Origin of the sequence: Mesorhizobium sp. M0296, from assembly GCF_040321675.1 — a bacterium.
Classification (GTDB): Bacteria; Pseudomonadota; Alphaproteobacteria; order Rhizobiales; family Rhizobiaceae; genus Mesorhizobium.
On the sequence record NZ_JAMYRZ010000015.1, the window covers coordinates 59,671 to 80,563 of the forward strand.

At 60.7% G+C, this 20,893-nt stretch carries 20 protein-coding genes and 1 pseudogene; 11 read left to right on the top strand and 10 right to left on the bottom strand.

The window, feature by feature from the left end; translation table 11 throughout:
* Positions 1-101: 101 nt before the first annotated feature.
* Positions 102-923 carry a tetratricopeptide repeat protein gene (locus tag NKI97_RS16495; protein ID WP_352448681.1) on the top strand — a complete coding sequence of 274 codons (822 nt, stop codon included), beginning with the start codon at positions 102-104 and terminating at the stop codon, positions 921-923.
* A 112-nt stretch (positions 924-1,035) separates the two neighbouring features.
* Here the strand turns inward: NKI97_RS16495 and NKI97_RS16500 are convergent, their stop codons facing one another.
* The 9 genes from NKI97_RS16500 to NKI97_RS16540 all read right to left on the bottom strand — a co-directional run bounded on the left by NKI97_RS16500 (position 1,036) and on the right by NKI97_RS16540 (position 10,096).
* On the bottom strand, positions 1,036-2,052 hold the full coding sequence (locus NKI97_RS16500) for a type II secretion system F family protein (RefSeq protein WP_023676936.1): 1,017 nt from the start codon (positions 2,050-2,052) through the stop codon (positions 1,036-1,038).
* Between the two features lie 9 nt (positions 2,053-2,061).
* Positions 2,062-3,075: a type II secretion system F family protein gene (locus tag NKI97_RS16505; RefSeq protein ID WP_023676935.1), complete on the bottom strand. Its 1,014-nt coding sequence runs from the start codon at positions 3,073-3,075 to the stop codon at positions 2,062-2,064.
* 29 nt (positions 3,076-3,104) lie between these two features.
* On the bottom strand, positions 3,105-4,613 hold the full coding sequence (locus NKI97_RS16510; protein ID WP_352448622.1) for a TadA family conjugal transfer-associated ATPase: 1,509 nt from the start codon (positions 4,611-4,613) through the stop codon (positions 3,105-3,107).
* Between the two features lie 29 nt (positions 4,614-4,642).
* Positions 4,643-5,926, bottom strand: a complete 1,284-nt coding sequence (locus NKI97_RS16515) for a CpaE/TadZ family protein (protein WP_352448621.1) — start codon at positions 5,924-5,926, stop codon at positions 4,643-4,645.
* A gap of 55 nt (positions 5,927-5,981) precedes the next feature.
* A complete protein-coding gene (locus NKI97_RS16520) occupies positions 5,982-6,716 on the bottom strand; it encodes a CpaD family pilus assembly protein (RefSeq protein ID WP_352448620.1) in 735 nt (244 codons plus the stop codon).
* A 14-nt stretch (positions 6,717-6,730) separates the two neighbouring features.
* The gene (locus tag NKI97_RS16525; protein ID WP_352448619.1) at positions 6,731-8,257 is read right to left on the bottom strand and encodes a type II and III secretion system protein family protein; all 1,527 of its coding nucleotides are present in this window, start codon (positions 8,255-8,257) and stop codon (positions 6,731-6,733) included.
* Positions 8,254-9,069 (bottom strand): Flp pilus assembly protein CpaB, encoded by an 816-nt coding sequence (cpaB, locus tag NKI97_RS16530; protein WP_023676931.1) that lies wholly within the window; start codon positions 9,067-9,069, stop codon positions 8,254-8,256. Before cpaB ends, NKI97_RS16525 begins: the two co-directional genes overlap by 4 nt.
* 189 nt (positions 9,070-9,258) lie before the next feature.
* Positions 9,259-9,777: an A24 family peptidase gene (locus NKI97_RS16535; protein ID WP_352448618.1), complete on the bottom strand. Its 519-nt coding sequence runs from the start codon at positions 9,775-9,777 to the stop codon at positions 9,259-9,261.
* Between the two features lie 148 nt (positions 9,778-9,925).
* Positions 9,926-10,096: a Flp family type IVb pilin gene (locus NKI97_RS16540; RefSeq protein ID WP_023676929.1), complete on the bottom strand. Its 171-nt coding sequence runs from the start codon at positions 10,094-10,096 to the stop codon at positions 9,926-9,928.
* A gap of 342 nt (positions 10,097-10,438) precedes the next feature.
* Here NKI97_RS16540 and NKI97_RS16545 point away from each other — a divergent pair, with 342 nt between their 5' ends.
* The 3 genes from NKI97_RS16545 (at position 10,439) to NKI97_RS16555 (ending at position 12,224) form a co-directional block, all read left to right on the top strand.
* The gene (locus NKI97_RS16545) at positions 10,439-10,861 is read left to right on the top strand and encodes a pilus assembly protein N-terminal domain-containing protein (protein ID WP_352448617.1); all 423 of its coding nucleotides are present in this window, start codon (positions 10,439-10,441) and stop codon (positions 10,859-10,861) included.
* Positions 10,862-11,012: 151 nt separating this feature from the next.
* A complete protein-coding gene (locus tag NKI97_RS16550) occupies positions 11,013-11,573 on the top strand; it encodes a TadE/TadG family type IV pilus assembly protein (RefSeq protein WP_023676927.1) in 561 nt (186 codons plus the stop codon).
* Positions 11,574-11,603: 30 nt separating this feature from the next.
* The gene (locus NKI97_RS16555) at positions 11,604-12,224 is read left to right on the top strand and encodes a TadE/TadG family type IV pilus assembly protein (RefSeq protein WP_023676926.1); all 621 of its coding nucleotides are present in this window, start codon (positions 11,604-11,606) and stop codon (positions 12,222-12,224) included.
* A 102-nt stretch (positions 12,225-12,326) separates the two neighbouring features.
* Here the strand turns inward: NKI97_RS16555 and NKI97_RS35490 are convergent.
* Positions 12,327-12,455 (bottom strand): annotated as a pseudogene (locus NKI97_RS35490) (phosphate/phosphite/phosphonate ABC transporter substrate-binding protein); the annotation flags it as partial.
* 159 nt (positions 12,456-12,614) lie between these two features.
* Between NKI97_RS35490 and NKI97_RS16560 the strand changes: the two are divergent.
* The 7 genes from NKI97_RS16560 (at position 12,615) to recF (ending at position 20,845) form a co-directional block, all read left to right on the top strand.
* Positions 12,615-13,856, top strand: a complete 1,242-nt coding sequence (locus NKI97_RS16560) for a phosphopentomutase (RefSeq protein ID WP_352744430.1) — start codon at positions 12,615-12,617, stop codon at positions 13,854-13,856.
* Complete coding sequence (gene mutM, locus NKI97_RS16565) at positions 13,849-14,739, top strand: bifunctional DNA-formamidopyrimidine glycosylase/DNA-(apurinic or apyrimidinic site) lyase (RefSeq protein WP_352448614.1); 891 nt, start codon at positions 13,849-13,851, stop codon at positions 14,737-14,739. Before NKI97_RS16560 ends, mutM begins: the two co-directional genes overlap by 8 nt.
* Before the next feature lie 24 nt (positions 14,740-14,763).
* A complete protein-coding gene (locus NKI97_RS16570; RefSeq protein WP_352448613.1) occupies positions 14,764-15,537 on the top strand; it encodes an enoyl-CoA hydratase in 774 nt (257 codons plus the stop codon).
* A gap of 160 nt (positions 15,538-15,697) precedes the next feature.
* Entirely contained in the window at positions 15,698-15,964 is a 267-nt protein-coding gene (gene rpsT / locus NKI97_RS16575; RefSeq protein ID WP_023676922.1) for a 30S ribosomal protein S20, read from the top strand.
* A gap of 915 nt (positions 15,965-16,879) precedes the next feature.
* On the top strand, positions 16,880-18,352 hold the full coding sequence (dnaA, locus tag NKI97_RS16580) for a chromosomal replication initiator protein DnaA (RefSeq protein ID WP_023676921.1): 1,473 nt from the start codon (positions 16,880-16,882) through the stop codon (positions 18,350-18,352).
* Positions 18,353-18,551: 199 nt separating this feature from the next.
* Positions 18,552-19,670, top strand: a complete 1,119-nt coding sequence (dnaN, locus tag NKI97_RS16585; protein WP_023676920.1) for a DNA polymerase III subunit beta — start codon at positions 18,552-18,554, stop codon at positions 19,668-19,670.
* 53 nt (positions 19,671-19,723) lie between these two features.
* On the top strand, positions 19,724-20,845 hold the full coding sequence (gene recF, locus NKI97_RS16590; RefSeq protein WP_352746994.1) for a DNA replication/repair protein RecF: 1,122 nt from the start codon (positions 19,724-19,726) through the stop codon (positions 20,843-20,845).
* The last annotated feature ends 48 nt before the right edge of the window (positions 20,846-20,893 follow it).

Genomic DNA, 20,893 nt, shown 5'->3' on the forward strand with positions numbered 1-20,893 from the left:
GTCGGCGTTTCTTAACTCTCCGTTAGGGTTAACAGAATATTTCTGCGGGAGGAAAGATGACCTCGCAAATGGTCACGCGCATGAACGGAGCCCTGGTGCCGATGCCGACCAACCGCAGGATGAACGCCAGCGCAAATAGGCTGATCAGCACGGCGTTGATGATGGCGCTTGCCGCAGGCGTCGCTGGCTGCGGAACCAGCAAATTGACGACTGGCTCGATTTCTCGTCCAAGCGGCAAGCCGCTGGAAACAATGTCGGCGGGCGAACTGCACAACGCTACGATGGCGCTCGGCCAGTCCTATTCGAAAAACCCCAGCGACAAGCGGATCGCGACAAATTATGCCGCGGCGCTGCAGATGGACGGCGACGCAGACCAATCGCTTGCGGTGATGCGCAAGCTGGCGATCGCCCTGCCGAAGGACCGCGACGTGCTCGCCGCCTATGGCAAGGCGCTTGCCGCCAACGGACAGTTCGAACCGGCTCTCGATGCCGTGCGCCGCGCGCAGACCCCTGAATATCCTGATTGGAAACTGGTGTCGGCGGAAGCTGCCATTCTCGACCAGCTCGGCCAAAAGGACGAGGCGCGCCAAGGCTATCGCAAGGCGTTGGATCTCAGGCCGAACGAACCGTCGATCCTTTCCAATCTCGGCATGTCGTACGTGCTGGAAGGTGATTTGCGCACGGCCGAAACCTATATGCGCTCAGCCGCCCAGCAGCCGAATGCAGATAGCCGCGTCCGCCAGAACCTTGCGCTGGTCGTCGGTCTGCAAGGCCGTTTCGACGAGGCCGAGAAGATCGCCTCGCAAGAGCTGTCGCCGGATCAGGCGCAGGCTAACGTCGCTTACCTTCGCCAGATGCTGGCGCAGCAGAATGCCTGGAGCCAGCTCAAGGACCAGGACAAGGCAAAGCCCGCCACCAACTGACCGCTTCGAGCGCCGAACCGGCGCGCGAATTCCGCAACATGTCTAGCAGAGCCGCGCTGCACCGGCAGCGTGGCCCTGAATCGTATCAGCGTTTCTGGCAACGCCGCTGGCGCTACTCGCTGCTGGATTTCGGCTGGTCGCCAAAGATGCCGCGCTGGCTCACCTGGATGCCGGCGGGACCCAGAATGATGGCGAACAGCACCGGCAGGAAGAACAGGATCATCGGCACGGTGAGCTTCGGCGGCAGCGCGGCCGCCTTCTTCTCGGCGGCATTCATGCGCATGTCGCGGCTCTCACTGGCAAGCACCCGCAACGCATGCGCCACGGGCGTGCCGTAGCGCTCGGCCTGAACCAACGCCTGGGACACCGACCTGACGGATTCCAGGCCAGTTCGGCTTGCAAGGTTCTCGTAGGCCTGCTTGCGCTCCTGCAGATAGGAAAGCTCGGCGTTTGTCAGGATGAATTCTTCCGCCAATGCCACCGATTGCGCGCCGATCTCATCGGCGACCTTGCGAAGCGCCGCTTCCACCGACATGCCGGACTCGACGCATATCAGCAACAGGTCGAGCGCGTCCGGCCACGCCATCTGAATCGATTGCTTGCGCTTGGTAGCGCGGTTGTTGACGTAGAGCACCGGCGCGTAGAATCCCGCATAGGCTACCACGATGCACACGAACAGCTTCACGAAAAGCGGCTGCTCGGGCAATCCGCCGAGCACGAACAGATACATCGCCGCCAATGCAAAGCCGATGAAGGGCAGGACGAGACGGAAGAAAAGGAAGCGCGTCAGCGGATTTTGCCCGCGAAAACCCGCCACTTTCAATTTCTGCAAGGTACCTTCATCCGCCAGCGCACGCCTGAGATCCAGGCGATCGACAATATTGCGCATGCCGACCGACTGTTCTTCGCGCAGGCCCTTGCGGCGGCGGTCGGCTTCGACTGCCAGCCGCGCGCGCTGCTTGGCGCGCAGCTCATCGCGCTCCAGCGCTACGGATTTCATGCGCGCCTTGAGCTGGTTCCCGCCAAAAGCGGGCAGCAGCGTGAAGACGGTCGCAAACACCGCGATGCCGACCAGCAGTGCGATCAGCAGGGACGGGTCGGTGAGAGTTCTGATGACGTGATCGGTCATACGCGAGTCCTAGACTTCGAAATTCATCATCTTGCGCATTACCAGGACGCCCATCGACATCCAGATGCCGGAACAACCGAGGATCAGATGGCCGGTGCTGGTGATGAAGAGGGGCATGATGTAGTTCGGGCTCGTCAAATAGACGAGAAAGGCGACGACGAAAGGCAACGCGCCGATGATCACGGCGGATGCCTTGGCTTCCATGGACAATGCCTGGACCTTGGCTTTCATTTTCTTGCGGTCGCGAAGCACGCGCGAAAGATTGCCCAGCGCTTCGGAAAGATTGCCGCCGGCCTGAGACTGGATCTGGATGACGATGCCGAAGAAGCTCGCCTCGGTGCACGGCATCGTTTCTGGCATGCGCATGGCCGCGTCAGGGATCGACAAACCCATTTGCTGCGAATCGACTATGCGGCGGAACTCGGTCTTGACCGGCTCGGGGGATTCGTTGGCGATCAGACGCACGGCGTCGTTCAGCGGCAGGCCGGATTTTACCGCACGCACGATGATGTCGAGCGCGTTCGGAAATTCGTTGAGGAACGCCTTGACGCGGTGCGCGCGGCGAAACGAGACGAACCAGCGGGGCAGACCCAAGACGCCGACCAGCAGCGCAGCCGGCAAGACCAGCAACGGTGCGCCGATGAAATAGACAAGAGCCGTCAAGACGACGCCGCAGACCGCCGAGTAGACATAGAAGCGCTCAAGCGAGATCTTCATGCCGGCCTGACGGATTTGGATCTTCAGCGGTGGTTTCTTGACCAGGCTCTGATTGGACTTTTGCTTTTGATCGAGATCCTTCAGCGAATCCTGGACGGACTTGCGACGCTTGGCCGCTTCCGCCACGCGATCGCGCGACGCCTTGACGACGGAACGATCCGTCTCGGCGGTCTTGATCGATTCAAGCCGCTTGCCGACCTGCTTCTCGGTGCTGATCCGGTTGAACAGGAAAGCATAGGCCACCGCGCCGGCGCTGAAGCCGGCGAGCACGACGAATGCCAATACGGTGCCGTCAATTCCGAACATCGACCCTGGCCCCCACGCTTCCAGACGGATCAATCAGCGCGTTTCTCCATCGCCTCGAGCGCAACCGCGAGGCGCTGCTCCTCACCGTAGTAGCGGGCGCGCTCCCAGAAATGCGGACGGCCGATGCCAGTCGACACGTGCTCGCCCAGCAGCCGGCCGTTCGCGTCCTCGCCCTTGATGTTATAGAGAACGATGTCCTGGGTGATGATGACGTCGCCTTCCATGCCGATCACCTCGGTGATGTGGGTGATACGCCGCGATCCGTCGCGCAGGCGTGCAGCCTGTATGATCACGTCGACGGAGCCGACGACGATTTCGCGCACGGTTTTTTGCGGCAGCGTGTAGCCGCCCATGGCGATCATCGACTCTATGCGGTTGAGGCATTCGCGCGGGCTGTTCGAGTGGATCGTTCCCATCGAGCCGTCATGGCCGGTGTTCATCGCCTGCAGCAGGTCGAACACTTCGGGTCCGCGCACTTCGCCGACGATAATACGTTCGGGGCGCATGCGCAGACAGTTCTTGACCAGGTCGCGCATGGTCACTTCGCCCTCGCCTTCGAGGTTGGGCGGACGGGTTTCGAGACGCACCACATGCGGCTGCTGCAATTGCAGCTCAGCTGAGTCCTCGCAGGTGATGACGCGTTCTTCGCGGTCAATATAGTTGGTCAGGCAATTGAGCAGCGTCGTCTTGCCTGAGCCGGTACCGCCCGAGATGACAATGTTGCAGCGGACACGCCCGATGATCTTGAGAATCTCGGCTCCTTGCGGAGAAATCGAGCCGAACTTGACCAGCTGGTCGAGCGTCAGCTTGTCCTTCTTGAACTTGCGGATGGTAAGTGCGGTGCCGTCGATAGCCAGGGGCGGTGCGATGACGTTGACACGGGAGCCATCAGGAAGACGCGCATCGCAGATCGGGCTTGATTCATCGACGCGGCGGCCAACCTGGCTGACGATACGCTGGCAGATGTTGAGGAGCTGCTGGTTGTCGCGGAAACGGATGCCGGTCTGCTCGACCTTGCCGTTGACTTCGATGTAGACGTTCTTGGAGCCATTGACCATGATGTCGGCAATATCGTCGCGGGCAAGCAGTGGCTCCAGCGGCCCGTAGCCCAAAACGTCGTTGCAGATATCCTCGAGAAGCTCTTCCTGCTCGGCGATGGACATCGCGAAATTCTTGATCGCGATGATGTCGTTGACAATGTCGCGGATTTCCTCGCGCGCGCTTTCGGGATCGAGTTTGGCGAGCTGCGACAGATCTATCGTATCGATGAGTGCGGCGAAGACCTGGCTTTTGGTGTCGTAGTAGGTTTCGCTCTTTTGGCGCTGGATACTTTTCGGCTCCGGGGCCAATGGCGGCGGCTCGACCGCACGGCGAACCGCCGGCGCGGCAGGCGCGCCGGATGGCGGCAGCGCCGCCGGCCTGGCAGTTACAGCCGCTTCCACAGGGTTCGCGGCCGCCGGCGCAGCAGGTGCGGGTGCTGGCTGACGGAATTCCGGAATGGTCCGGTTGCCGTCGTCGCTGCCTCTTTTACCAAACATGATCGCTTACCAATTCCACCGCTGAGGCATCACTTCTTGTTGCGCGAAAGCTTGCCGATCAGATTGCCGAGGCCAGCCTTTTTCTTCACCTTGATTTCGCTGCGCCCTGTCAGCACATGGGCGATCTCGTTGATCGTGGCGACAACCGGACTCTTGGCATCCATCTCACCGAGCATACGTCCGTTGTTCGCAGCATTTCCGAACAAAAGCGGCTCGAACGGGACGACCGACATCGGCGAAAGGCCGAGCGATTCGGAGAAGTCGGACGGCGTAATCTCAGGACGTTTCGGCACACCGGCCTGGTTGATCACAAGCTTTGGCGCGGGGTCGTTCGGACGAAGCCGCTTCAGCATGTCGACCAGGTTCTTCGTGTTGCGCAGATTGGCCAGTTCGGGCGTCGCCGTGATGACGATCTCGTCGGCCTTGACCAGCGTGTTCTTGGTCCAGCCGGCCCACACGTGGGGAACATCGAGCACGAGGAGCGGCGCGCTACGCTGGGCTATGTCGATAAGCTGGGTGAAGGCGTCGGGATCGAAATCGTAGACCCGCTCCAGGGTCGAAGGGGCCGCAAGCAGCGACAGGTGCTCGGCGCATTGGGCGAGCAGCCGGTCGAGATAGACCTCGTCGACGCGTTCCGGCGAGAAGACTGCCTCGGCAATGCCTTGCGCCGGATCCTGGTCGAAATTGATATTGGCCGTTCCGAAGGCGAGGTCGAGATCGGCGACAACCACTTCGGATTTGAAAAGGGACGACATGGCCCAGGCCACATTATGGGCTATGGTCGACGAGCCGACGCCGCCTTTGGCGCCGATGAAGGCAATCGAGCGGCCGATCGGCTCAGCTTCCGGATCAACGAAGATCGAAGACACCACGCTGACGATGTCGGCCATCGATACGGGCGCGATGACATACTCGGAAATGCCCGAACGGATGAGTTCGCGGTACAGGCCGACGTCGTTGTAGTGGCCGACAACCACCACCTTGGAGGTCGGGTCGCAATGCTCGGAGAGCTGGGCGAGTTGTTCCAGCAACAGCTTCGGCTCGCTGCGCGATTCAAGCAGGATCAGGTTCGGCGTCGGCGCCGACTGATAGAATTCGATAGCGGTGGGGATGCCCCCCATATGCACCTTCAAATGGGCCTTGGCCATGCGGCGATCCTCGCCGGCGCGCTCGACCGGATTGGCTACGCCTTCGGTCTCGCAAAATGCCTGGATCGAAATGCGCGGGATCGGCCGCAACGCCTGCATCGCGGCAAGATCCTGCTCCGAGGTTTCGCCGCCCGGTACCTCTGTGTCATAGGCAAGATTGCTCATTGTCATCACTTTCCGTGACTTGCGCGGCTTAGGGTTTGTTGAGCCTCAACACTCGTTAATATTCGACTTCCGAATTGCCGAGGAATTCGTCCGAAATACCTCTGTCACGATAGACGTCGATCACAGCACCGCGATTTTCCGCGTCGATCGGCGTCGGCTTGCGTGGCCCGATCAGATCGGACGGATTGGCCATCTGGGCAGCCAGGTTGTTCTGATACGAACAGCCGAAATCGGCATAGTGCTTGTTTTCCGAAGTCTGCAGCAGGTCTTCGGGCCAGCGACCGCATTTATCCGTCTGAGCCTTCACCGAGACGTAGGCAACACGGACCGGTGCCGACGCTTCGGCCGAAACAGACTGGTAGGACCGCATGTCGATCCGCTTCCGGCTGATGCCGCTGGCTATGGCCAGCCTGGCGAAATCGCGGCCGGCCGCGGCCGCTGCGATTTCGTTGGCTGAGCCGCTCGGAATCTCGATCGTCAGCACCGGAGCCGCGCTCCTGTCGTATCCGTCCAGAAAGCCCAGGAGCGTGTCACGCTGGGATCTGGTCATGCCACGGTCGCCGGCGCCGACCGGAAGGTCGATCTTCTGTATCTTCTCGGCTATGACGATCGGATGGGTGGTGCGATAATCGTCCGGTATGGCACCCACCGTGACGCTGTCGCGATTGGCGCAGCCGGCCAGCAATGCCGCCACCGCGATCGCCATAATGGGAACGGCCGGCCGCCAGATTCGCGAATGGACTGACCGCGTCGCGGTGATCGCCCGTGCCTTCGATGTTGCCTTAGACATGACCGCTTCCCCGCTTACTTGTAGATAAAGCCGACAACGCCGTGGTAACGGCCGTTGGGCTTGTCGGTCTGCATGGTGCCGTAGACACGGTTGACGCGGCCAAGGAAAATGCCGGCGCCATCGCTGGCGGCGTTGAAATTGTCATCCGGCTTGGCAAGATCATTGCGCGCCACCGGCTTCACCAGATAGGGCGTAATGATGATGACGAGCTCGGTCTCGTTGCGAACGAAATCCCTGCTGCGGAACAGCGCGCCAAGCACTGGAATCTTTGTCAGACCGGGCAAGCCGTTAACAGCTTGCCTGAGATCATCGCGGACAAGGCCGGCAATCATCATCGAGCCGCCCGAAGGCAGTTCCACCGTTGTGTCGGCCAAGCGCTTGCGGAGAGACAGGGCATTCATGCCCGGGCTCGTTACACCTTCGGACAAAGACACAGACCCCTCCGTTGTCGGCTCGGAAACCGAGGTTCTGACTTTCAGGCTGATACGGCCGGGAGACAGCACCACCGGCTGAAATTCCAGGCCAATGCCGTATTCGATCTTCTCGACAGAATACGTCTTCAGACCGGTCTGGTTATCATTTGATACGGCTTGGGAAACGCTGGTCACCATATTGTATTCGCCGCCAACCTTGAAGGTCGCTTTCTCGCCGGATACGGCCGTCAATGTTGGTTCGGCGAGGGTTTTCATGACACCGGACTGTTCCATGGCATTGATGTAGGCCTGCAGCGTCGAGCTGCCGATAGAGAGGCCCGAGTTCGACAGCGACTTGCCCAAACCAGTGAAATTGTCGCTTACCGCGCCCCAGCTGATGCCGTTGCTGCTGCCGTTGCCCACCATGTTGACGCCGAGCTGCTTCATCACCGAGCGGCTGACTTCCGCGACCGTCACCTTCAGCGTCACCTGGTCGTCGCCGATGATCTGCAGCAAGTTGACGATCTTGCTGACGCGGCGCTCGGCATCCGGGTTATCGATCGCGACGCCGGCTTCAGCCGAACCGCCGGCAGCGGTCTGCGAATATTGACCCGTGGTTGCCTCGCCGCCGGACACGAAAATGGTTGCCAGATCGGCCGCGCGCTTGGCGTCCAGAGGAGTGTCCACGGTTCCGGTCAGAACGACGTTGTCGTTCAGCAACTCGACCTTAACCTCCGATGACGGGATGAAGCGTTTGATATAATCCTCCAGCCCGGCAACGTCACGTTCGACCGCTAGGTCAAGGCTGACGATCTGCTCGCCATTCGGGCCAAAGACGAAGATATTTGTCTCGCCGACCGCCTTTCCAAACAGATAGATGCGCCTAGCAGTGCGGGTCACCGCGTCGGCTACAGCGGGGTTGGCGACGAGAATGTCGTAGGCATCGCTCGGGAGGTCGATGACCACCGACTTGTTCAGTCCGAGCTTGACCCGCTGGGTGGCGGTCGAAGCCGTCACCCTGGCATTGCCCGCCGCACTGGCATCGACAATGCCATATGCATTCGTTCCAAGGAGAAACAGGCCGATCGCCGCAGCCAGGATGAGCGGCAGTTTGGTTTTTAGCCTCATTTCCTTGCCCCCACTTCGGAAACTTCGCCCGACTTGATCAGCCGCACGGTTCCGCGCCGGCCATTGCCGGAAACCAGGTAATCGGCTTCGCCCACATTCTTGTCCTGACTGTCCTTGATCGAGCGCAGCGCCAATGTCAGGCGATCCGCCATCTGCTGTGCGACGGTGATGATCTCGGACTGCTGCGGCGTCAGTTCCAGGGTGGCGGTCTGGCCAACCCTGGTCTTCTTACCTTCCTCGTCCTCCTGAATGGTCTGGTCGATCGCCAGGACGCGAATGTTCTTCAGGATAGTTTCGGTCGTGAAGCCCGGACCACCGCCATTGGCGGGATCGGCTCTGCGGGTCATGATGACGTCGACGAAATCGTTGGGAAGAATAAAGCCACCGGCCGAGGTGTCGGCCGAGATGCTTGTGGCAACGGCCCGCATGCCGGAGGGCAGGATCGACGACATGAAGCTTTGCCCTTCACCGATCAGCTTCGAGCGCCGCAGCGGCTCGCCGGCGTAGAGCGCCACGCGAGCGACGGCGCCCTTCAGCTTGTCCAGCGCTTCAGGCTCGGCGGCGCGGGTGATGAAATTTGCGTTGATGCCGGCGGACGGCCATGACTCCCAGGAAATGTTGTTTTCAAGCGGACTGCCCATCGGAACGTCGCCGGAAAGGACAAGCACATCCTGCAGCGCGATCGCCGGCGCCTGAGGACCGGAATCGACAACCGGAGGCGGCGGAGCCACGACCATGTTCTTCGCGACATAGCCTGCACCACCGGCCGCGGCTATCGCCACGCTCAGAATAATCAATCGGGATGCTGGCATCTGTCCGAACCTCGCCTTGGCAAACCACGTAGCCAAGCGGGACTTTGCAGCGGCAATCGTCAAAACAAGGTTAATGTTATACTTACGATCGTGATTAATTTAACGTTTATATAAATTGGACCGACAAGCCCGGCCCGAAGGAAAACGTGGTCAACTCGCCTGCTCGGCGCCAAAGGCGTAAAGCGAAATTCAGCCCGCCAGCCTGGTAAGTGCCCAGGCCATCAATGGCGAGTCGGAATAGGTGAGCAGACCGCCAATGCCAAGCGCGATGCCGTACGGAACGCCGGTCGCCTCATCGGCGAAATGGCGCAGGAACGGATTGTGGCTTGTGACGGCGGCAAGCGGCGATTTTCGATAGGCGAGGATGGCTAGCGTCAGCAGGCCGCCGATGAATGTCGAGGCGACGAGGTATTCGATGAGATGGATGTTCAGTCCCATCCACATGGCAGTGGCAGCCAGAAGCTTGGCGTCGCCGCCGCCCATGCCGCCCAGCGCGAACAGGCCGAACGTCACCGCGAGAACCAGGCCGGCGGCGGCGAAATGCCAGCCATAGGTGGCCCAGTCCATACCGGTCAAAGGCGCAACCAAGGCGAAGACAACCACAAGCAACACCGGCACGCGATTGGCGATCGTCATCGAAAGCATGTCGGAGATCGCGGCAAAAAGCATGCAAAACGGAAACACGACGAAGATCAAGGCTTCAAGCATCGGCGCGCCTATGACCCAATTGCATCTGGCCCCAACCTAATCCTATTCGATTAACGACTGATGAGGCCTAAGTTTCAAATCATACCAGGACTAAATAAGGGCCGCCAGAGCGGCGGCCCTTATTTCAGAACAACCGAACCCGTTACGGTCAGCTACCGTTCACCTTGGTGGAGATGGCGGTGAACTTGGCGTTCAGCGAGTTGCCGAGCTGGCCGGCGCCGACCATGATGGCGAGTGCGATAAGAGCGGCGATCAGACCGTATTCGATAGCGGTCGCGCCGGATTCGTCCTTCACAAAACGTGCGATGAGGTTAGACATTCGAGCTCCTACTCCAATTGTTACAGCACTTCCGTCAACTTCTCTTGGTGGCTGATCGGATACTGCGAATCTAAGGAGAAGCTGTTTCAATCGGCTTAATAAACAGGCTTACCGATTCCTTTCCCGCTTCGACGACATTGCGTGGTTAACCCAGAACTAAAATACCCGCCGCCAGGCCACCGGGCTGACAAAGGCGCAAAAGGCGCAATTCGGCAAAGACGTTCCAGCCGTGCCGGCTAGGCCCAATGCCGGTTCCGGTTTGATCCTGAACTCCAGCCGCTTAACGGTTGGTTCACCAATCTCGTTCATGTTCTGTTGAACAGTTTGCCAGGGGGCGCCTCAATGGCCGGGCCGAGATCATCATTTCCAGTTGCCGTGCTTTTTGCCGCAGCGGCTTTCGCCTTTCCAGCCAAGGCCGGCGCCGGCATCGAGGTGACGATGAACCAGGCAAAGATCATCAAATTGTCGCGCGCCGCCGATACGATTGTCGTCGGCAATCCGGCGATCGCCGACGCCTCCGTGCAGGACGCATCGACGATCGTACTGACCGGCAAGGGATTTGGCGTCACCAATCTCGTCGTCCTCGACCAGGAGGGCAACCCGATCGTCGATGAGCAAATAACCGTCGTGCGCCAGGCAGCGTCGTCGGTGCGCATCTATCGGCGTTCCGAAGTACAGACCATGTCCTGCGCGCCATATTGCGAAAGCTCGTATAAGAGCGATGCCGAGAAGGCCTCTGAAGCCGAAATGAGCGCCGCGCATTAGTAGCCGACGTCTCCGTCTTTGGCGAGTACGTGCTTCGGTTATCGCCGGGTTAAGGCCTTCCCGTTGAATTTAACGGTCATTCCAACCGGACTTCAATCGGTTCCGACTAAGGGTGGGACCGATACAGAAGCGGCATCGGCGGGCAGAGGACATGAGCAAGGCAGGACGAGCAGGTTCTCCAAGACGGTTTTTGGGCGACCGCCGCGGAAGCACGGCGATCGAATTCGCCATGCTTGCAATTCCTTTCGCGCTTCTTGTCTTCGCCATCCTGGAGAGCTGCATTTCTTTTGCCGCACAGGAAGTGATGGCAAACGCAACCGACGACATCGCGCGCCAGCTGCGTACCGGCCAACTAAGACCGGCCGATGTGTCCGGGACCAAGCTGCGGGATATGATCTGCACCAAATTGGAGATCATGGTCGCCAAGACCTGTCCCGGATTGCTGGTGGACTTGCGCGAATATCCGACCTTCGCCGATGCGGCGCTGGCCGGTTTCAAGATCCAGGATGGCGACGTCGTGCTGACCAAGGGCACGAGCACACAGACCTTCACCGTCGCACCTGGCCTGGCGGAGTCGAGAAACATGCTGCGTGTTTTTTACAAATGGCCGGTGATGACCGACTTCATGGCCAAATCGATGGCCAACCTGAAGGACGGCAAAACGCTGCATTTTGCTTCGATCACTTGGCAGAACGAGCCGTTCGACAACTGAACCACGTAGTCGCTTGAAAAGGGCAAAGCCATGATTCGTGCGGGGGCACAGCTGGGCATCGCAGGGATTTGTACAAGAGCAGTCCGGCTTTGCTCGGACCGCCGCGGTATTGCGGCTGTCGAGTTTGCCCTCATCGTGCCTGTCCTGTTGATCATGTACTTTATGACAATGGAGGCCTCGCAAGCCATCGAGACCAGCAAGAAGGTCAGCCGCATCGGCAGCATGGTAGCGGACCTCGTCACGCAGCAGCAGACCGTCAAGGCGGCCGATGTCGATGCCATCATGGCGATCGGCAGTTCCACGCTCCAGCCCTACAACCGCTCGAAACCGAAGATCATTATCACGGCGATACAGGTGACGAACGAGACGACGCCGAAAGTCCTGGTCGTGTGGTCGCGCAAACTGGTCGATGGCGTCTCTAGCGTCGACGCGGTCAAGGATTCCACCACAACGGTCCCGAGCGCGCTCAAGATCAAAGGCACGTTCCTCATTCGGGTCGAAAGCGATCTCGCCTACAAGCCAATCATCACCTGGTCGGCGGACGGCCAAAGCCGGTTCGGGTTGAGCTCGGTCTTCAATTCGATATCGATGGCGGAGACTTATTATCTGCGGCCGCGCAGGAGCCCGACCATTCCGTGCAGCGATTGCTGACGCCTGAAGCCCGCTAACCGGTCTGTTGCTATTGCTTGCGACCACGGGCCGAGACTAGACGCACGATGGCTGCAGCCAGCACATAGTCCCTCGGACCGGCAACGGTTCGGCGACGATACCGATACGGAACGTTCCGATAACATCGCGCCAATCGGCTCGCGCCAGGTTTGTGCAAGACGCATCCAGCAGCAAAGCCAGTACGGCGGCGAATGCTGTCAGGGCAAGCCTCATGCGAGCTCCGCGCCGCGCATTTCCATCCGCGGATCGACCATGCCGCGATTCGTCTCTCCGGGACCAGCACGCCAAGCCGTGCCGTTGGGTTTCCGAATTGCCAATGGCGGCGCGGAACCCTATGTCTGAGCCAACGCACAGGCAATGATGAACCTTTCGATGGCACGCGCCTTCCTTTTTGTCCTCGACTCCTTCGGCATCGGCGGCGCGGCCGATGCCGAACGTTATGGCGACACCGGCTCCAATACGTTCGCACACATCGCGCGGGCCTGCGCAGAAGGCCGCGCCGATCGCGAAGGCCTGCGTGCCGGACCCCTTCTTGTACCAAACATGCTCGCGCTCGGCCTCGGCCAGGCCGCGGCAACGGCGACGGGTTTCAGGTTCGAGAATGCCGGCAGTGCGCCGCTTGCCGCCGCCTTTCACGGCGCGGCCCAAGAGGTTTCGAGCGGCAAGGACACGCCATCGGGCCATTGGGAAATAGCCGGCCTGCCGGTCCGTTTCGACTGGGGTTACTTCCCAGACAAGATTCCCGCCTTTCCGGCCGAGTTGACCGAAGCAATGGTGCGTGAAGGGAAGGTGCCTGGCATCCTCGGCAATTGCCATGCTCCGGGCACCGAGATTATCGAACGGTTCGGCGAAGACCACATCCGCACCGGCAAGCCGATCTGCTACACCTCGATCGACTCCGTCCTGCAGATCGCCGCGCATGAGGTTCATTTCGGCCTGCAACGGCTTTACGAGTTCTGCAAAGTGGTGCGCAGGCTCGTCGATCCGCTGAATATCGGCCGCGTCATCGCGAGGCCGTTTATCGGTGAAACCGCCGCCACGTTCGAGCGAACGCATAATCGTCGCGACTATGCCGTACCGCCGCCGGAACCGACGCTGCTCGATCGGCTGACGGCGCGCGGCAGCCGGGTTATCGCGATCGGCAAGATCGGCGACATTTTCGCCCATCGGGGGATCTCGGAAGTCCGCAAGGCTGCCGGCAACATGGCGATGTTCGACAAAACGCTTGGTGCCATGGAAGACGCCCGCGACAGCGACCTCGTCTTCGCGAACTTTGTCGACTTCGACACCGAGTTCGGGCATCGGCGCGACGTTGCGGGATATGCCGCCGCACTCGAAGCTTTCGACCGGCGCCTGCCCGAGGCATTCGCACGGCTGAGGCCAGGCGATCTGCTCATTTTGACCGCCGATCACGGCAACGATCCGACGTGGCGCGGCACCGACCACACGCGCGAGCGTATTCCGATTATCGGGACACGGCCGGGTTTCAAAGGCGCAGACATCGGACTGAGGACAACATTTGCCGACATCGGCGAAACCGTGGCCGAACATCTCGGGCTGGCGCGCGGCCGTTACGGCACCTCCTTCCATGCCACGATAGGTGGCCATGCCTGAGCTGCCGGAGGTAGAGACAGTCAGGCGCGGTCTGCAGCCGGCCCTTGAAGGTGCCCGCATTGTCGGTGTCGAGGCACGCCGGCCGGATTTGCGGTTTCCGTTCCCCGAGAGATTTTCGGAGCGGCTGACCGGCAAGACGATTGCGGCGCTCGGCCGCCGTGCCAAATATCTGACAATGCACATGGACAACGGCCCGGTTCTGATCTGCCATCTCGGCATGTCGGGTTCGTTTCGCATCGAAACGGCCGACGAGAGCGCAACGCCCGGCGCGTTCCACCACGAACGTTCGAAAAACACTGCTCACGATCACGTCGTCTTCGACATCGCATCCCCTGCCGGCGTCCGCTCTCGCGTGATCTTCAACGACCCGCGCCGCTTCGGGTTCATGCTGTTTTCGGAAGGCGAGCCCGACATGCATCCGATGCTGGCGGGATTAGGCGTCGAGCCTACAGGCAACGCACTGGACGGCGCGCTGCTCGCTTCGTTGCTGAAAGGTCGCAAGTCACCGCTGAAAGCGGCACTTCTGGACCAGAGGCTGATTGCCGGGCTAGGCAATATCTACGTCTCGGAAGCGCTTTGGCGGGCCGGCCTGTCGCCGCTGCGCGAAGCGGGCACCCTCGCGAGAGCCGGCAAGAAAGCCAAAGAGCAGAGCGAACGCCTGGCCGAAGCAATCCGCTCGGTCGTCGCCGATGCGATCGCCGCCGGCGGCTCGTCGTTGCGCGATTATATGCAGACCGATGGATCGCTGGGCTACTTCCAGCATTCCTTCGCGGTTTACGATCGCGAGGGGGAAGCCTGCTCCAAGCCTGGTTGTGGCGGCCACATCGAGCGTATCGTGCAAAGCGGTCGTTCGACTTTCCACTGCCGGGCCTGTCAGGCTTGAACCAGAAGCGAGGAGGAGCAAAGCATGGGCTATGAAACCATCATCGTCGAAACCCGCGGCAAGGTCGGGCTGATTACGCTGAACCGGCCGCAGGCGCTCAACGCGCTGAATTCACAAGTGCTGGCGGAACTGGTCGCGTCGGTGAATAGCATGGGCGCCAATGCCGACATCGGCGCCATGGTCATCACTGGTTCGGAAAAGGCTTTCGCGGCAGGTGCCGATATCAAGGAAATGCAGTCCATCTCCTATGTGGATGCCTATCTGCAGGATTTCTTCGTCGGCTGGGAAGAATTTACGCGGGCACGAAAGCCGATCATCGCGGCGGTGGCGGGCTATGCGCTGGGGGGCGGCTGCGAACTGGCGATGATGTGCGACTTCATCATCGCCGCCGACACCGCCAAGTTTGGCCAACCCGAGATCACGCTGGGCGTCATGCCCGGCATGGGCGGATCGCAGCGCCTGACCCGCTTTGTCGGCAAGTCGAAGGCGATGGATATGTGCCTGACGGGTCGAATGATGGACGCAGCCGAGGCCGAGCGTTCCGGCCTTGTCTCGCGCGTGGTGCCAGCCGGCGAGTTGATCGAGGAAGCGCTTAAGGCAGCGTCCAAGATCGCTGGTTTTTCCTTGCCGTCGGTGATGATGGCAAAGGAGGCCGTCAACCGCGCCTATGAGACGACGCTCACCGAGGGTCTGCGGTTCGAGCGCCGGCTATTTCATTCGCTGTTTGCGCTGGATGACCAGAAGGAAGGCATGGCGGCCTTCAGCGGCAAGCGGAAGCCGAATTTCACGAACCGATGAGATGACGAAGGCGCCGGTCAAAAAGAAATCGCTGCAGCGTTGACGCGCCGGAAAAGCTGAACTATAAGCCGCACCAACCGAGGCGGCCCTGTGGCTGCCCGTTTGTTTTTTGCGCCCTGCGGTATCCCGCAAGCGCCCACCAGATCAGAAGAGAGGCACCATGGCCAATACCTCCTCGGCCAAAAAGGCAACGCGCAAGATCGCCCGTCGCGCAGCGATCAACAAGAACCGCCGCTCCCGCGTCCGGACCTACATCCGCCAGGTCGAAGAGGCGCTCGCGGCTGGCGACAAGGCGGCCGCACAGGCTGCCTTCAAGGTGGCCGAGCCGGAATTGATGCGCGCCGCGACCAAGGGCGTGGTGCACAAGAACACGGCATCGCGCAAGGTGTCGCGGTTGGCCCAACGGGTCAAGGTGCTGTCGGCCTAATATACCTTTTCCTGAACTGCGCTTCTTCAAACCCGGCCAATCGCGCCGGGTTTTTTTCGTTTGCCGGCAAGTACTTAAAAGAAAGCCCGCAAAATGGCGCTCCGGGTGCATTTCAAAGTTCGAAATGCTTTGCCGGCATATACATGCCCGCTGATATTCGGAGCCTTCGAAACTGCCAATGCGAAAATTTCCGAGCGTCACAGATTACCTTTTCTTTTCAGAAGCTTACCGATGGTGATCCACAGCTTGTTCACATCAGCTGCGGCCGATAGGCGACAATTGGCTGTCAAGTGAATTATTTCAGAAAATTTCGCGTTGTGTGGCCTTTTTCATATTCGCCGGAAAAGGGTTTGAATCACAATGGCTTTGTCAAAATCTACTGTTGCAGCATGGCGTTCGAAACGTCCCTTGCTAGTCAGATTCCTTAAAAATCCGTTAGGGGTGGCCTTGCCCTATCCACAGCGATTTCGGTAATGTCTGTCCATCGAAGGGACGGGCCCTTGGCCCTTGACCAGCCTGAAACCGGCCAGCTCAAATTGGCAGAGTTTACACCGCGGATTCAACTCCGCGGACGGGGTTGGTTTGTCTTTTCGATACGGTAGGGGACTGGCGTAATTGTACATGGCAGGTCGACGGTGCGCCGGCGGTTTTTCGCCGGACGGCATTTTGTTGCCCTGACATGACCAAAGCGGATCGGCTCTTCGGCGCCGGACCGACAACGAGGCGATTCATCAGCCGGCGGCGGCGATGGTGTCGCAGCGAAGACACGGTCGCCGGAAACATGGATGCAGGAGGCGCATCCCCGGCGGAAAACAGGTACAAGAGACAAGGAACTCGATCATGCAGAGCGGCGGCATCGAAAGGGAGCTTACAGGCGACCTCCCATTTCCTGGAACGTTAATCGGAAGGAACGACATGGCGGCTTCCAATGAAGCTGAACAGAAGTTCGATCGGGTCAAGGCCCAGTTGAAGGCGCGTCTGGGAACCGAGGTCTATTCGAGCTGGTTCGGGCGCATGAAGGTCGCTGAATCCTCTAAGGGCATTGTCCGCATCTCAGTGCCAACCGCATTCCTGCGTTCATGGATCAACGGCCACTATCTCGATCTCATCACCGAGTTGTGGAAGCACGAGGATCCGGAGATCCTCAAGATCGAGATCGTGGTTCGCACCGCCACACGGCAGGGCCGCAACAGCGTCGAGCCAGAAGTGGCCCCGGCGCGCAAGATGACCAGGCAGACGCAAACCGCGCTCTCTGCGGGCACGGCGAGCCCCAGCAGGGTCGAACGGGTCCCGGTACCCCGCCCGGGGATGCCGGCAGAAACCGAGTTCCGGCACAATGTTCTCGGTTCGCCACTCGATCCACGCTATACTTTCACCTCCTTCATCGAAGGACCATCGAACCGAGTGGCTTTTGCCGCCGCCAAGGCGGTCGCGGAATCGCAGTCGAGCGCGGTGCGTTTCAATCCGCTCTTTCTTCACGCGACGGTCGGGCTGGGCAAAACGCACCTGTTGCAGGCGATCGCCGCAGAATCGCTGAAGCAGAATCCGAAATCGCGGGTCGTCTATCTGACGGCTGAGTATTTCATGTGGCGGTTCGCCACCGCGATCCGCGACAACAACGCACTGACGCTGAAAGAACAGCTGCGCGACATCGACCTCCTCATCATCGACGACATGCAGTTCCTGCAGGGCAAGTCGATCCAGCACGAATTCTGCCATTTGATCAACATGCTGCTCGACAGCGCCAAGCAAGTGGTGGTCGCTGCCGACCGGCCGCCGTCGGAATTGGAGTCGCTGGAGCCACGCGTCCGCTCGCGCCTCAACGGCGGCGTCGCGCTGGAAATGTCAGCCCCGGATTTCGCCATGCGTATCGGTATGCTCAAGCTCAGGCTTGCCACCGCCAAGCTCGATGATGCGTCGCTCGATATTTCCGAAGAGATCCTCAACCACGTCGCCCGCACTGTGACCGGCAGCGGACGCGAGCTCGAAGGTGCCTTCAACCAGCTTTTGTTTCGTCAATCCTTCGAACCGCAGATCACCATCGACCGCATCGACGAGATCCTTGGCCACATCTATCGTTCGGGCGAACCCAAGCGGGTGCGTATCGAGGACATCCAGCGCATCGTCGCGCGCCACTACAACGTGTCGAAGACCGAACTTCTGTCCAACCGGCGCACACGCACCATCGTCAAGCCACGGCAGGTCGCCATGTATCTGTCGAAGGTGATGACGCCGCGCTCGCTGCCGGAGATCGGGCGGCGGTTCGGCGGTCGTGACCATACGACCGTGCTGCATGCGGTGCGCAAGATCGAGGATCTTTCCGGTGCCGACAACACACTGGCGCAGGAACTCGAATTGCTGAGAAGGCTGATCAACGACCAGGCCTGACGGCCCGAAAAACGCCGGCTCGCGGACTCCGGCCTTTTTATCCCCAGAAAGCCCGTGCAGCCGGTCCGAACCGGTGGCGCGGGCTTGCGTTTGCCGGGTTTTTCCTGTCAGTTTACGCAGATTCTGAGCCTGTTCAGACCTTTCGCGGGGCGCCGCTTGCCGGAGACCCGTTCATTCATTCAAGCGAGCCTGTTTCGTCATGCGTGTTATCCTGGAACGGTCAAATCTCCTGAAGTCGCTCAACCATGTTCACCGCGTGGTCGAGCGGCGCAATACCATTCCGATCCTGTCGAACGTGCTGCTTAGCGCCGAGGGGGCCAGCCTTGAAATGAAGGCGACCGACCTCGACCTGGAGGTGACCGAAGCAACGCCGGCAAAGGTCGAACGTGGCGGGGCGACGACGGTCCCGGCACATCTGCTCTACGACATCGTGCGCAAGCTTGCCGACGGCGCGGAGGTGGCGCTGAAGACCGACGAAGACGGCAACGCCATGACGGTGACGTCGGGGCGCTCGAGCTTCCGCCTGCAATGCCTGCCGCAGTCCGACTTTCCCGAGCTTTCAGCCGGGTCGTTCTCGCATATTTTCCGGCTCGATTCCGTCGGACTAAAAGGCCTCATCGAAAAGACCCAGTTCGCCATCTCGACCGAGGAGACGCGCTATTATCTGAACGGCATTTATCTGCACACGCACGAGGCCGGCGGCAAGCTGAAGCTGCGCTCTGTCGCGACCGACGGCCACCGGCTGGCGCGCGCCGAGATCGATGCGCCGGCAGGCTCTGAGGGCATGCCTGGCGTCATAATCCCGCGAAAGACGGTCAGCGAGCTGCAAAAGCTGGTCGACGATCCCGATGTTGCAGTCACCACCGAGTTGTCCGACACCAAGATCCGTTTCACCATCGGCAGCGTTATCTTGACCTCCAAGCTGATCGACGGCACTTTCCCGGACTACCAGCGCGTCATTCCGACCGGCAACGACAAGAAGCTGATTATCGATCGCCAGAGTTTCGCCGCTGCCGTCGATCGCGTTTCGACCATTTCGTCCGAACGCGGCCGGGCGGTGAAGCTTTCGATCGCCGAAGGGCAGGTCACGCTTGCGGTCAACAACCCGGATTCGGGCAGTGCCACCGAGGAACTGGCGGCCGACTATTCGTCCGATCCGATCGAAATCGGCTTCAACGCCAAATACCTGCTCGACGTTGCCGCGCAACTGACCGGCACGGAGGCGAAGTTCATGCTGGCGGATGCCGGTTCCCCGACGCTGATCCACGACATGGCCGACGAGACCGCGCTCTACGTGCTGATGCCGATGCGGGTGTAGGGCCCGAACGGGACCATCTTGCTGTCGTGACCAGATCTGCAAAACCGCAGCAGATGTACATAAGTAAGCTCACACTTACGAATTTCCGCAACTATGCGGCGTTGGCAATCGACCTTGATCCCGGCGCTGTGGTTTTCTCCGGCGACAATGGCGCCGGCAAGACCAATCTGCTTGAAGCGATCTCGCTGCTCACGCCGGGCCGCGGCCTGCGCCGCGCACCCTATTCCGAGGTGGCGCGCGAAGGTGGCGACGGTGGCTTTGCGCTGCATGCCCGGCTTGACGGACCGGAAGGCCAGGTCGAGATCGGTACCGGAATATCGAGCAGCGACGGCGAAGCCGGCCGCCGGGTGCGGATCAACGGCGCGACGGCACGCTCAGCCGAAGACATGCTGGAATGGCTGCGCGTGGTCTGGCTGACACCGGCCATGGACGGCCTGTTCCCCGGGCCGGCTGCCGACCGCCGGCGCTTCCTAGACCGGCTGGTGCTGGCGATCGATCCTGGCCACGGCCAGCGCGCGCTTGACTACGAAAAGGCAATGCGCGGCCGCAACAGACTGCTCGCCGACGGTTCACGCGACGGTGCCTGGTTCGATGCGATCGAGATGCAAATGGCCGAGACCGGCGTGGCGATTGCCGCGGCGCGTGCCGAACTGGTGCGCCTGCTCGCCGCCATGATCGACCGGCTGCCCGGCGACGGACCGTTTCCGCAAGCCGACATCGGCATCTCTGGCGAACTGGAAGGCGAACTCGGTATTTTGCCGGCCGTCGACGTAGAGGAACGGTTCCGTCGTGCGCTTGCCCAGGGGCGCGACCGCGACCGCACCGCCGGACGCACGCTCGACGGCCCGCACCGTTCCGACCTCGTGGTGCGCCACCGGCCCAAGGCGATGCCGGCCGAGCTCTGTTCGACCGGCGAGCAGAAGGCGCTGCTGGTCGGCCTTGTCTTGTCGCATGCGCGGCTAACCGGCGAGATGTCGGGCATGACACCGATCCTGCTGCTCGACGAGATCGCCGCCCATCTCGACGGCGGTCGACGGGCGGCCTTGTTCTCGATCCTGGAGGAACTAAACTGCCAGGCCTTCATGACCGGGACCGATGCCGCGTTGTTTGACAGCCTCAAGGGACGCGCGCAATTCCTGACCGTCGATCACGGCACGGTCAGGCCGACCATTTGAACTTGGTTCATGGCGCACTTCTGAGCGGCATGCATTGATACCTGACAA

Bases quoted from the DNA above. Each gene is read 5' to 3' on its own strand.
- NKI97_RS16510 (WP_352448622.1), bottom strand. From the start codon at position 4,613: ATGTTTGGTAAAAGAGGCAGCGACGACGGCAACCGGACCATTCCGGAA.
- NKI97_RS16525 (WP_352448619.1), bottom strand. From the start codon at position 8,257: ATGAGGCTAAAAACCAAACTGCCGCTCATCCTGGCTGCGGCGATCGGC.
- NKI97_RS16570 (WP_352448613.1), top strand. From the start codon at position 14,764: ATGGGCTATGAAACCATCATCGTCGAAACCCGCGGCAAGGTCGGGCTG.
- NKI97_RS16495 (WP_352448681.1), top strand. From the start codon at position 102: ATGCCGACCAACCGCAGGATGAACGCCAGCGCAAATAGGCTGATCAGC.
- NKI97_RS16535 (WP_352448618.1), bottom strand. From the start codon at position 9,777: ATGCTTGAAGCCTTGATCTTCGTCGTGTTTCCGTTTTGCATGCTTTTT.
- dnaA (WP_023676921.1), top strand. From the start codon at position 16,880: ATGGCGGCTTCCAATGAAGCTGAACAGAAGTTCGATCGGGTCAAGGCC.
- recF (WP_352746994.1), top strand. From the start codon at position 19,724: ATGTACATAAGTAAGCTCACACTTACGAATTTCCGCAACTATGCGGCG.
- dnaN (WP_023676920.1), top strand. From the start codon at position 18,552: ATGCGTGTTATCCTGGAACGGTCAAATCTCCTGAAGTCGCTCAACCAT.
- mutM (WP_352448614.1), top strand. From the start codon at position 13,849: ATGCCTGAGCTGCCGGAGGTAGAGACAGTCAGGCGCGGTCTGCAGCCG.
- rpsT (WP_023676922.1), top strand. From the start codon at position 15,698: ATGGCCAATACCTCCTCGGCCAAAAAGGCAACGCGCAAGATCGCCCGT.
- NKI97_RS16560 (WP_352744430.1), top strand. From the start codon at position 12,615: ATGGCACGCGCCTTCCTTTTTGTCCTCGACTCCTTCGGCATCGGCGGC.
- NKI97_RS16505 (WP_023676935.1), bottom strand. From the start codon at position 3,075: ATGTTCGGAATTGACGGCACCGTATTGGCATTCGTCGTGCTCGCCGGC.
- NKI97_RS16550 (WP_023676927.1), top strand. From the start codon at position 11,013: ATGAGCAAGGCAGGACGAGCAGGTTCTCCAAGACGGTTTTTGGGCGAC.
- NKI97_RS16520 (WP_352448620.1), bottom strand. From the start codon at position 6,716: ATGTCTAAGGCAACATCGAAGGCACGGGCGATCACCGCGACGCGGTCA.
- NKI97_RS16545 (WP_352448617.1), top strand. From the start codon at position 10,439: ATGGCCGGGCCGAGATCATCATTTCCAGTTGCCGTGCTTTTTGCCGCA.
- NKI97_RS16555 (WP_023676926.1), top strand. From the start codon at position 11,604: ATGATTCGTGCGGGGGCACAGCTGGGCATCGCAGGGATTTGTACAAGA.
- NKI97_RS16515 (WP_352448621.1), bottom strand. From the start codon at position 5,926: ATGAGCAATCTTGCCTATGACACAGAGGTACCGGGCGGCGAAACCTCG.
- NKI97_RS16540 (WP_023676929.1), bottom strand. From the start codon at position 10,096: ATGTCTAACCTCATCGCACGTTTTGTGAAGGACGAATCCGGCGCGACC.
- cpaB (WP_023676931.1), bottom strand. From the start codon at position 9,069: ATGCCAGCATCCCGATTGATTATTCTGAGCGTGGCGATAGCCGCGGCC.
- NKI97_RS16500 (WP_023676936.1), bottom strand. From the start codon at position 2,052: ATGACCGATCACGTCATCAGAACTCTCACCGACCCGTCCCTGCTGATC.